Annotated in this window: 9 protein-coding genes; 3 read left to right on the top strand and 6 right to left on the bottom strand. The window is 32.3% G+C overall.

Features of this window, described 5'->3' with window-relative positions:
* Nucleotides 1–49: 49 nt before the first annotated feature.
* Entirely contained in the window at nt 50–2,107 is a 2,058-nt protein-coding gene (locus FHY60_RS10645) for a methyl-accepting chemotaxis protein (protein ID WP_139904942.1), read from the bottom strand.
* A gap of 143 nt (nt 2,108–2,250) precedes the next feature.
* Entirely contained in the window at nt 2,251–2,397 is a 147-nt protein-coding gene (locus FHY60_RS17930; protein WP_180375393.1) for a hypothetical protein, read from the bottom strand.
* A gap of 1,250 nt (nt 2,398–3,647) precedes the next feature.
* On the opposite strand from FHY60_RS17930, the gene FHY60_RS10650 reads away from it, so the two are divergent.
* From FHY60_RS10650 to FHY60_RS10660, 3 genes are read left to right on the top strand one after another with little or no spacing between them, the layout of a single operon-like run.
* On the top strand, nt 3,648–4,106 hold the full coding sequence (locus FHY60_RS10650; protein WP_139904943.1) for a nuclear transport factor 2 family protein: 459 nt from the start codon (nt 3,648–3,650) through the stop codon (nt 4,104–4,106).
* Nucleotides 4,107–4,111: 5 nt separating this feature from the next.
* Entirely contained in the window at nt 4,112–5,074 is a 963-nt protein-coding gene (locus FHY60_RS10655; protein ID WP_139904944.1) for an SDR family NAD(P)-dependent oxidoreductase, read from the top strand.
* Between the two features lies 1 nt (nt 5,075).
* The gene (locus tag FHY60_RS10660) at nt 5,076–6,674 is read left to right on the top strand and encodes a phytoene desaturase family protein (protein ID WP_139904945.1); all 1,599 of its coding nucleotides are present in this window, start codon (nt 5,076–5,078) and stop codon (nt 6,672–6,674) included.
* Between the two features lie 273 nt (nt 6,675–6,947).
* On the opposite strand, the gene FHY60_RS10665 is transcribed toward FHY60_RS10660, so the two are convergent.
* The 4 genes from FHY60_RS10665 to FHY60_RS10680 are packed head-to-tail and all read right to left on the bottom strand — an operon-like array spanning nt 6,948 to nt 12,256.
* Nucleotides 6,948–8,408 carry a DUF6937 domain-containing protein gene (locus FHY60_RS10665; RefSeq protein WP_139904946.1) on the bottom strand — a complete coding sequence of 487 codons (1,461 nt, stop codon included), beginning with the start codon at nt 8,406–8,408 and terminating at the stop codon, nt 6,948–6,950.
* A gap of 2 nt (nt 8,409–8,410) precedes the next feature.
* Nucleotides 8,411–10,204 (bottom strand): glycoside hydrolase family 36 protein, encoded by a 1,794-nt coding sequence (locus tag FHY60_RS10670; RefSeq protein ID WP_139904947.1) that lies wholly within the window; start codon nt 10,202–10,204, stop codon nt 8,411–8,413.
* Between the two features lie 4 nt (nt 10,205–10,208).
* Nucleotides 10,209–11,567: an MFS transporter gene (locus FHY60_RS10675; RefSeq protein ID WP_139904948.1), complete on the bottom strand. Its 1,359-nt coding sequence runs from the start codon at nt 11,565–11,567 to the stop codon at nt 10,209–10,211.
* Nucleotides 11,568–11,596: 29 nt separating this feature from the next.
* The gene (locus tag FHY60_RS10680; protein WP_139904949.1) at nt 11,597–12,256 is read right to left on the bottom strand and encodes a TetR/AcrR family transcriptional regulator; all 660 of its coding nucleotides are present in this window, start codon (nt 12,254–12,256) and stop codon (nt 11,597–11,599) included.
* Between the last annotated feature and the right edge of the window lie 92 nt (nt 12,257–12,348).

A 12,348-nucleotide genomic window follows, 5' to 3' on the forward strand; every position in this document is an offset into this window, starting at 1 on the left:
TTCATAGATTTGTGTAAATCAAATCTATGGATGCTCCCTATGCTCCCTTTTAAAATTTAAAAAAATTGATACTTTCCTGAAGCTTAAGTGCTATATCAGTAAGAGATTGGGCTGCATCAGATACCTCTTTCATTATTGCTGATTGTTCCTGTGATGATGCTGCTACATTTTCAATACTATGTGAAGATTGTTCAATTATATTATTCATATTTTGAATATATTTTACCATCTCCTGGGATGCCACATAGATTTGCTGTGAAATACTTGAAGCATCTTGCATTTTTTTAGAAACATCATCTACCGAAGTTAGAATTTCATTGAAGGAATTTCCCGCTTTATAAGCCATGTCTATTCCTTCCTTTACTGCACTTGTACCCTCATCCATGGATTCAATAGAAGTATATATGTTTTCTTGTATTTCATTTATAATAGAGCTGATTCTTTTTGCTGCATTTGCTGACTGTTCTGCCAGTTTTCTAACCTCATCAGCAACAACTGCAAAACCCTTTCCATGCTCTCCAGCTCTTGCAGCCTCTATTGCTGCATTTAAAGATAGCAGGTTTGTCTGTTCAGCAATTCCTGTTATAACCGAAATTATCTGCCCAATTTCACTAGATTTTTTACCCAGCTCAGTTATTGCATCATTTGTAGCGGTAACCTTTTTATTTATATTATCCATTTTGTCTATTGTATCCTTAATAACAATATTCCCTTTTTCCGCTTTATCATAGGTATTTAGTGAACTTTCAGCAATAATTGTAAGGTTATTTGTAACTTCTTCTATTCCTTTTGATATTTCTGTTACAATTTTTACTGCCTTTGATGATATATCAAGCTGTTTTTCGGAATCTGCGGCAAGGTTCTGAATTGAATCTGATATTTGTTCTGCAGCAATCTGAGTTTGCTCAGCACTTGCTGTAAGCTCCTCTGAAGTAGAAACTACCAGCTCAGATCCCTCCGTTATAGTTTTTATAATATCTTTGAGTTTATCTGTCATATTGTTCAGATGATTTCCCATCTGTCCAATCTCGTCTTGAGTTTTAACATCTATATTATTTAAAAGACTTCCCTGTGAAATAGAAAGTGCAAGTTCATTTACTTTTTTAATATTTTTAGTTAGGTATCTACTGAATAAAAATAATATTAAAATCACACAAGATGATGCAAGGGTTATTACTATTATAAGATTTCTAAGAAGCTGTGTTACAGGTGAAAAAAGTTCTTTCTCTGATATTGTAAGGGCAATAATCCAGTTTGTTTGAGGTATACCTTTATAATATACTCTATAGCTCTCATTATTTAATTTATAAGTAAAATTACCATCCTTATTTGTAAGCATAGCAGAAGCTTTGGATGAAAAATCAGAATTGGTTTCATCTACAATTTTTTTGTTCATTATTTTGTTTGAATCTTTATGGGCAATATAAGTTCCATTTTTATCGATTAAAAATGCTCTCCCCGTAATTCCTATCCTTATATTTCCAATTAAGTTTTGGATGCTATTTAGACTAATATCTCCAGTTGTCACCCCTATAAAGTTTTTATTGATGTCGAAAAGTGGTACTGTTGCAGTTATCATTGTTATATTTGCAACCTCATCATAATATGCATCTGACCATGCAACACCCGAAGTAATGTTTTTACCATTTTTATACCAATCATATTTTAAATAATCATAGGCTTCGCTGCTATATTCTTCAGTATAAATAATATTTCCCCCGTCTCTGTAAACATAGGGTCCGAAATACTTTATACCATCTTTATATTTATTTGGTTCAAACCAAATCCCAGCCCCGAAGCTTTCATCATTTGTAGATAAAACACCTTTTAGAATTTTTTCATAATTTTCCTTGTTCATTACTGACCCTGAAGACTCTACTGCTTTTGCAAGGGACTCAACAATTTTAGCATGTCTAGAAAGACTTTTATCTATATCCTTAACTATTGAATCAATGTTCGCATTCATTTTATAGTCTATTTCTCTGCTTATAATCGTTTTGCCTGAATTATAACTTATAATTGTTAGTAATATCATTGATATAATAAAGATTGGAAGCATTGATATTAGTATAAACAGCCTTACACTTCTAATTTTTAGCAATTTCATTATTAACCTCCTGTAAATATTAATGGTTATTTTAAATTACATTTTTATTTTCGACATATTTCATCATTACTTTATAACCAATTCAATGAAATAACATTTTTTTAACGTTCAGTTAATAATATTACTGGCTATTAGATTAAAATTTAGCAAATACTAAATCTTGGTATTCCTCCGGTATACTGAAATACCTCGCTTATAGCTTCATCAGTAAACAGAGGTGTTCCCACTGCTGCAACTTTTAAGATGTGTAAGGATATAGTCTTCTGTGCCGTTCCCGTCCAAACCGTCAAGATGATAGTTTATCATGACTCTCTGGGTCATAACCCCCAATGTCTTTAATTTAAGTCGTTGTCTGAGCTCAGCCTGTCCTACAAATATCACACTCAGCGGTGACATTGAATACATATGAAAATAAATTTGGTGATTCAGTTCCTCACGGATACATCTTAATACTGTGGTTTTGCAGGCATCCACAGGGCCGGTTATTACTGCGAAGGTAAAATTATCATTTTGCTTGGTTGGAGCACTCTCATATATCTCATATAGATTTATGTCTGTCTGTACATATTGAGGGTGCTATTACTTTTTTATCCTACACAATTTCCAGTTTCGCCGGAAGATTATTGTGATAAAAAAAGAGCACCTTGCGGTACTTTATCATTGTTAGTAAAACCTTGGAATAATCCTTAAATAGTAACTGAGTTGTTTTGGAAGAATTATTTGTGCAAAATATTTTCTTAAATGATTTAGTGCCTAGTACTTTTTTATTTTCGTAATAATTTGAAAAATAACTTAATTTCGTGTACAATATTCATATGTTTAAAGATAATATAATTAATAGTTTAAAAGTGTAATATTGAGAAACTCATCAACTAGGTAAAATCTTATATAATTTATCTAAACTTTAAACGGGAAACTGGACAAGATATAATTATATACGTAGTTTTTTAAGTTTATATTTAAGTTCACTAGTGTTTAATCATTATAAATAATTACCATTGACTTTTTGAAGACCATGCTGCTATCTTAGCAAATTTTACAGAGTAAAATTATTCCATAAGAAAAGGATAGACTACACCAATTTTAAATAGAATACATTGGATAATATAGATGATATTGTCATCAATTAATAGGTTTAAATAGTCTCTCCCATGAAAATATGGCTTTATCATAAATCTCCAAGATTGAATTTTAGGTTTTGCTTAATCCATTTGAAAAAGAGTTCAATTTCCCAAAGTTTATCAAATAATCTGATATAATCAACCACGATAGTCAGTAACCTCCTTTGTTTTTTGTAGTTGTGGTGATTATTTTAAAACAAAGGTTACTGGCTATTTTCACGTCTAAATTTATGGTAATAATACAAGCATATAGATGCTACGCATCTGTCAATGGAAATTTTAATCAAAGATTAAACGGTAGTGATTTAAGTTAATATTTATATTTAGAATATCTATACCTTAGTTTATATTTAACAAATATAGATCATGGTAATCTAAAAGATTAACTAAATACTTATGATTGAAAGCGAGGATAGTATATGGAAGAACAAAAAATTAAAAAAGATTTTAAACTTACCCTCGAAATAGTTAAAGAGCTTTGGACAAAAACTTATAGCACGGATGGTAAACCTGATTGGTCACATATTTTACCTTATTACGATGATGATATTTACTTTAGAGATTCAATTCAGGAAATAAAAGGCATAGATGAATTTAAGAAAATGACTGAAAGGCTTACAAAACGCTCAAAAGATTTAAATATGAAATTGGTGAAAGTTGTTCAAAATGGAAATGACATATTTCTAGAATGGGAAATGACCATTAGCTATAAAAAGTATCCTAGTTCTAAATTATATGGTCTTTCAAGATTAACAACAAATGATAAAGGTAAAATTATTGAACAGAGAGACTATTATGACTTGTGGGGAGACATATTTGATAATATTCCTTATTGGGGTAAACAATACAGAAAATTTATGAAGAGGAAATTTGGGTGATATTAATGAAAAATAATGGAATAAAATTCAAAAAATATTTTAAAGAATATCAAATTTCTAATGTCATGTCTATGATAAAAAACAATACTAAAAGTCCTGAAATTTGCCATGATGAATATAAAGATAAGCTGGTTGTAATAACTGGTGCTACATCAGGTATTGGTTATGCTACTGCTAAAAAATTTGCCTCTAAAGGTGCAAATATGATTTGCATAAATAGAAACAAAGATAAGTCTGAAATGTTAAAACATGAAATTGAAAGTAACTACAAAGTTAGTTGCGATTATATTTTAGCAGATTTTAGTAGTATAGATGATACACATAAAGTAGCTAACATGCTTTTAAAAATTGATAAACCAATTGATATAATTGTTCACAATGCTGGTATTTATCTTACAAAACGTCAACTAACTTCTGAAGGAATCGAAAAAGTCTTCATGGTGAACTATCTTTCATCATTTATTATAAATTACACATTAAAAGATAAACTTAAATCTCAAGGGAAATGTAGAATTATATTAGTAAATTCAGAAGGGCATCGTTTTGCGGCATGGGGAATTCGTTTTGATGACATGGACTTTTCAAAGAGACACTACACTGGTTTAAAAAGCTATGGCACAGCAAAGCTGGCACAACTTTTATCTATGATTCAGTTCGCAGAATATTTTAATGGTTCTGGTGTAACTATTAATGCAATGCATCCAGGAGCTGTAAAAACATCTACTGGACAAGATAATGGTGCAATATATAAGTGGTTTAAAAAAAATTTATTAGATAAAACTTTAAAGCCTGTTTCAATTGCAGCAGAGGCCATATATTACTTGGGGGTTAATAAAGATATAGAGACATTAAGTGGTAAATTTTTTAATTTAACATCAATAGAGGAACCGGCACCTCCTGCATTAGATAAAGAAAATGCAAAAATTTTATGGAACTTAAGTTTGAAAATGGGGAACTTGGGGGGATAGTATGGAAGAAAAAAGATATGATTCAATAATTGTAGGTGGATGTCTTGCAGGACTTACATCTGCAGTTTTTCTGTCTAAATCGGGAAAAAAAATTTTACTTGTTGAAAAAAATAACGAACTTGGTGGACTAGTAAATTCTTTTGAAAGAGATGGTTTTGTTTTTGACGCTGGAGTAAGAGCAATTTTGGCAGTTGTATTATCAATGTTAAAAGAATTGAATCTAGAAATTCAAGTTTTGGAAAGTAAGGTTTCACTTGGGGTTGAAGATAAAATTATTAGCATTGAAGGAATCAATTCTGTTAAGGATTATAGGGACTTACTAGTAAGTTTCTATCCAGACAGTGTCGAAGATATAGATAAATTTATTGAAGTTATGATTAAAATTATGAAATTAATTGATATTATTTATGGAATTGATAACCCAATATTTAAAGATGTTAAGAAAGATAAAAAATATCTTTTTACAGAGCTTTTACCCTGGCTACCAAAGTTTCTATATGCAATGAAAAAAATTGAAAAACTATCAAAACCATGCGATAAATATCTTCAAGAGTTTATTAAAAATCCATCACTAATAGATATTATTTCACAACACTTTTTTAAAGATACACCAACTTTTTTTGCATTAAGCTATTTTTCATTGTATAGTAGCTATGTTTATCCAAAAGGTGGAACAGGAAGGCTTGTAGATGCATTAATAGAAAAAATATTAGAATATAAAGGAGAAATAATTACTAATACTTTTATTAAGGAAATCTATGCAGACAAACAATATGTTCTTGATAATAACAACAATAAATACTACTATAAAAACCTTATTTGGGCAGCTGACTTAAAAACTTTTTATAACATAACTAATTTAGGTAATTTAGGTTCAAAAATAATACAAAGATTTCAAAAATCAAAAGCAAATATAGATAAAGGTAGACCTAGTGAATCTGTATTCTCTCTTTATTTAGAAGTAGATTTACCACCATCTTATTTTAAACGTTATTCTAATGGACATCTATTCTATACGCCATCAAGAAAAGGACTTGGAGGAATTCATAAAAGCCAACTTAAAGATATGTTGCAAAATTGGAAAACAACAGATAAAAAAGAAATTCTTTCATGGCTAGAAAATTTCCTAAAGTACAATACATATGAAATCTCAATACCAGTTTTAAAAGATACTAATCTAGCTCCAGAAGGCAAAACGGGTTTAATAATTAGTGTGCTTATGGAGGCTGAATTGTTCTACAAAATAAAAGAATCTGGTTGGTATGAAGAGTTTATAAAGGAAATTGAAAACAATATATTAACTGTAATTTCAGAAAGTTTATTCTCTGATCTAAAAAATAAAGTTGAAAAACAATTTTCTTTCACTCCAATAAGCATGGAAAAAAGGGTTGGAAGTACCGGTGGTGCTATTGTAGGCTGGTCTTTTGAATCTACTATTCCTGTGGTCCATAAAATGCAAAAAGTAAATAAATCTATATTTACACCTATTCCCAATATTTATCAAGTTGGTCAATGGTCATATAATCCAGCAGGAACACCTACATGTATTATTACAGGTAAATTAGCTGCAGATAGAATAAACAAAAAAAATAAAAATTGAGAACATATGTAGGTTTGTGTAAATTATTTTAAACGGGAAAAGTTTATTTGGAAATTACTACAGGAAATATTTCCCTGTAGTAATTTTTATTTTTCTGGGTATTACTAATAATAGTAAAGTATAGTTGTTTCAATTGTTGTTCCAGCACTGTATTACTGTTGGATATTTAGCTCCCCAGGTGGTTTCTAGGGCTTGTAGTGAATTTACAGCAATCTCTTCACTAATAGCTTGATTTTATGAAAAATCCATTGCTTGAGTTAGTATTTTCCATATTTACTTCGTCTCTCTTCCCTTTATTGCCAACTCTACAGCTCTATAGGCACCATTATAAATGCCGATTTTATTAGCCTTAATAATATTTTTACAAAGCATAGTCAGTATTTCATCCTCCTCTAACATTAGGTCCAGCATCTGAAGAGTTCCTTCTACGGTACCACACTCTATTGAACCGTCCCCAATTTCTGCTGCCCTCACTGCTCCCCAGGCTTCATGTCCTCCCACCCTTTTAATGAGGAGTTTTGGTACTGGATAAAAGGCAAGTTCGCTGGGCTTTGTTATAGCAATATCTGTAGATCTCATAAGAAGATTAGTGGCATAGACCGCTGCAAAAATATCTTCATGATAGAAAGCATGAATTCCCCTAACCTCTTGCTTTATAGCTTTCTCTGCAAAATCACAGGTTTTAGCCCAATCATCAAAATATTTCTCTGCCCCATTGGTTAACTGTGGTATTTCTTTACAAAGTCCCTGCCAAACATTTTTATGATCTCCAACATTAATATAAAGTACTGCCTTCTCAGCAGAGACAAGAGGCATTATCTTTCTTATTATCTCTACGAATATTTCCTTCTGTGCACCGGCTCCGCCTACCGTTAAAAGTATTCTTTTTGCTCTTTTATTTTTAATCCTATCTAGTCTTTTTTCGCAGTCTGAATCTAAATTTGCTACCAGTTCATGATCAATGTAATGACCAACTTCATATATGTCTCCCTCCGACATGGGCTTTAATATCCTTTTCCCATTCATTCCCCTTAGGGTTTTATAACCTAGGTATGAAGAAGGGGTTTGAACGGTATGAATAGATCCTTCTGCCAAATGCAGCGCCATAGGCCAGTTATCCGGAATAGCATTTACAACCTTTGTAAGTCCCGCATGGACTGCAGCTTGTGCCGGCCATACATGGGTTGCTACAAAGGGAATATCCTTAGGCAGGTCTTTATAAATTGGAGTCATCAATTCAGAAACCTTCTGATCCATAGCATTATAAGATAGCTTTCTAAAACCTTCTGAATTAAGGGGCTCCCAATAGAACTTATTAAACAGTGAAAACTTTTGAGACAATCTTGACCCTAATGAATATAAGTTATTCAAATGAGCTATTATCTTTCCACCGGTGGTTTCGCTATAAGAATGTAAATCAAACCAGTAAGGAGTATATCCCATGGAATTAGCTGCGGATGCAATTGCCATGGATATTCTATAATGGCCAAAGCCCATTCTAATATTACCAATAACTATTCCTTTTTTAGTGTCTATAGCCTCCTTCCCCTCTCCTGGCACTATATTTTTCACACCTATGAAAGGCTTCAAAGTTTTATTATCTTCAACACCTAAGTTGTATGTTATATTCGAATCGTCTCCAAACTTCTTCAAATACTTATTCTTGACTTTTATTGATTTTTTATAAACCCTCTGAGGCATTTCGTTGCCAAAAATCACCTTAGATTTATCCATGGCTACTTCCTCCTTACTGAAAATAATCTAGTCTCATAGGCCTGAAGTTCCAACTTACTGCCTGATACTTCAACAGTTTCTTTTCTATCAAGAAAAACTTCTTTAATTGTTGTTACTTCACTTTGATAATTAATTTTACAGCCGGTTAAATTAACCAGCAGCATATATTCCTTTCCCCCCCTGCTGAAGTAAGCCTGTACCAAACCTTTTCTATGCCATTCAACCTTATGAATTTTTTTCTCTTCTAAATTCATTATGTTATCAAAAAGGCTATGTTTCTTTTCATCATACTTCTTTATATTGTCAGAGGTAAATATAAGACTTCCAAAAATACTATTAACTGCAGAAAGAGTCTTTCTTTGCACTTCTGTAAGCCTCATATTATCCTCTCGCAGGAGAAACACATCCGGATCATTTAAAAAAGCCCTTCCATCCAGGTGTCTTCTTCCTATAGAATTTGTTATAGCATTCAAAGTAGATATTCTTTCTCTATGAAGAAACCTCATGAAAAATTTGTCATCCCAGTCTAAACCAACATCGCAGCCAATTCTGCAGTAATCCACTAAACCAAAGGATGGTCCTAGGGGCACGCCGCAGCCTAGTATAAGCTTATCCCCTACACATTCACGTAAAAACTCCATAGCTTCACACATAATTTGTCCCCTGGTTTTATACTTGGTTGGTACTAGACAAACTGCATATAGGAAGTCTAGCTTAACCAAGTCATAGCCCCAATCCTCTAAAATTACCCTGAATACATTTTTTATATACTGTTTAACTTCCAGATTGTGTATATCTAAGGCGTAAAAGCCGCTCCAATTGCTGCCGGCCATTACTAATTCTCCGTTGTTGTCCTTTAATATCCAATGCTTTTTATTCTTATAAATTTCAGAATTGGTTTCACAAGCAAAGGGGGCAAGCCAAATACCGGCTTTATACCCCTTTTCCTTTATGCTATCAGCAATATACTTCATCCCCCTAGGAAATTTACCTGAATCTATAGAAAGCCAATCTCCTACAGCAGTCTGATATCCATCATCAATTTGGAATATATCAATGGTTTTATCATAGGCCTTAAAATTGTTAAGATTCTCTAGGATTATTTCTTCATTTATATCTTGATAATAGTTATACCAACTCGTCCAACCAGTCATGGCTTTACAGCGAGGCTTGTTTATATTCATTAGATTAAAATAGCTATCAAAAACCTCATCCTCATAGCCTTCAATCCAAACAAGCTCATAGGCAGTGTATTTTTCTTTAATATGAAGCCCCTTACACTCTTTGTTTATTACAATTTTATCCTTCTTAGTAAAATGCTCTATTATAGTGTAGCCATTCCTTTCGGATAGAGAGCCTATAAGTTTAAAATTCTCCTTTTCCCTTATATAAGAATAAGTGAAACCGTGGAATTCTCCTGATTTCTTTGTGTACTTTTTAAAAGAATAATCGCCATACTTATCAAACTGATACTTTTTCATTATGGGTGCTGCAAACCTTGATATGCCATTAATCTTTTCATCTATAAAAAATTCTCTACTGTCTGTCCAAGATTGATATCCATTAACATATACTCTTTGATTACTGTTATATGAAAACTCTATAGTCATCCGTAGGTCTTCTATCCTTATTTCCTTATGAGGACATATCTCTAATATTAATTTCTTATATAGGCTGTCAGTTTCGAAGCTTATGACAGCCCTAAAATCTTCATTGGAAAAATTATTATTAAATAATTTAGTTTTAAAGTTTTGTCCTGAATAATAGGTGATTTCAAATTTCCTGTGTTCAAACATCTATCTATACCTCTTCTTTAGTTATACCCTTTAGAATTTTGTCTTCGTTATACATAAGCAGTAAAATCAGTCCTGCAACACAGAACACAGCAGCAAATACTGCTGTTAAGCGTATTCCTATTTCGTTGCTGCCATTTTTCTTTAGGAGCAGCAGTCCACTTATTATAACCATGGAAAGCATCTGTCCAATCTTAGACATAAAGGTTCTTGTACCAAAGAATATGCCTTCCCTTCTTATTCCGGTCTTTATTGCATCATATTCTGCAATATCTGCAATTACTACATTAGGAAGTATTCCAAAGATGGCCATTGGTATTGAAGTTATAAATACTAATATATAAGCCTGGACTGTGGCCGGTATAGGTAGTTTTCCAAGGAAGGAACCGTATACATACGCCACAACAAACATAATGAAAGCCATCGCTAGAAGCTTCTTTTTACCAAATTTCTTAGCTAAGAAATTAACTGGAACATAGAATACAAAGGACCCAACTCCCAGTACAATCAGTAAGAATCCCAGCATTTCCTCAGGCTTGTCTAGTAAAACCGTTACATAATACAGTAAAGCGCTTTGAAATATTGTCAGAGCCAACCAATATACTAGGTCTGAAACAACAAAAACTTTGAATTCTCTATTTCTAAAGGTAGCTTTTATAGATTCGATCATTTTTAGTTCTGAAGGCACAGACTCACAATACCTTTTTTCATCTATGGTGAATACAGGTACTAAAAGAAGGATAAGTCCTATTATAGCGAAAACCGAGAAGGCCATTCTCATGGAAACTTCCTTACCATAGCCCATATTTATAAAGACATTCCATAGCATTGGGGCTTGAGAAGAAACCGCAAACCCTAAGAACCAGGTTACAGATATATAAGTAGAAAGGTTTAGTCTTTCATTAGGAGTGTGACCTATTTCTGATAATAATGCCAGGAAAGGAGTTACATACATTGTCATAAATAAATAATATAATAGCAGTGTAGCTGTTAGAAAAATTGCATTTAGTGTACTCTCTCCCTTTATTGGATTCCAGAAAACTAAAACTGTAAATACCGCAAAGGGAATAGCAGATTTTTGCATAAAGGAAATTCTTCTCCCACGTTTTGACTTGGACCTGTCGCTTAAGGTTGCAATCCATGGATCCGTTACAGCATCAGCAAATCTGCCCATCATCATTATGAAGCCGATAATGGTTAAAAAGCCTAACATAGTCACCTGCGGTATAGTGACTTGTATACCGGACTTTTCAGTCGGTATGTAGTAGAAAACCAGATAATTTCCTACTAATCCAGACAATAAGGACCATCCAAACTGTCCTAAGGAATAAGATATTTGTTTTGATAGCGGTAATTTTTCTTTCATGATACATCCTCCCTATTATATTAATTTTTTTATTTCCTTATATATCCTACAGCCATATCAACTAGAAGTCTTATTTGATCCTCACCGGAAACTTCATAATCACTCTTTAGTATAGTTCCTCTTAAAATTAGTTTCTGTGATAAGCTCATCAGCCCATGAGTTATAGTTATGTAAAAAGTATTATTATCTATATCAGCTTTTATAGAACCATCTTTTTTTCCTTGTTCCAAAGCCTCAAAAATACCTCTCCTCATGTCAATGACGCTTTTTTCGTAGCTCTCAAGTTTCTCTGCCGGTACCTTTTCTTTTACTATATAATTATCAAAGTACTCTAAGAAGCTCAGATATTGAGGGTGTTGTTTATATATATCAATGGATATATATAGTATTTTTCTAATTTGTTCAAGGCCGCTAAGTTTTTTAAAATCTGTATCATAAAACTGCTCATATAGCCCCCTTATATCTTCTCTCCATAAATAGGTAGCCGTAGCTAGGACAAGATCAAATTTTGTTTTAAAATATCTATAGACTGAGGCAACACCAACTTCAGCCTTTTCAGCTATATCCGTCATCTTTGTGTTATCAATGCCTTTTTCTTTAAATATTTCTATGGCAGCTGTGACTACTTCTTCTTTTCTCTGCTCTTTTAAGTTATCTGTTTCTATTTTTCTTTTTTCTTTTAGATTCATGGAACATGCTCCTTTTCACCAGGTTGTGGTTTATATTGTAAATATTAGTTGATAGTCAAACTATCACTATAGTATATATTATATCATAGCCT

It is taken from the genome of Clostridium thermarum, assembly GCF_006351925.1.
Taxonomy (GTDB): Bacteria; Bacillota; Clostridia; order Clostridiales; family Clostridiaceae; genus Clostridium_AU; species Clostridium_AU thermarum.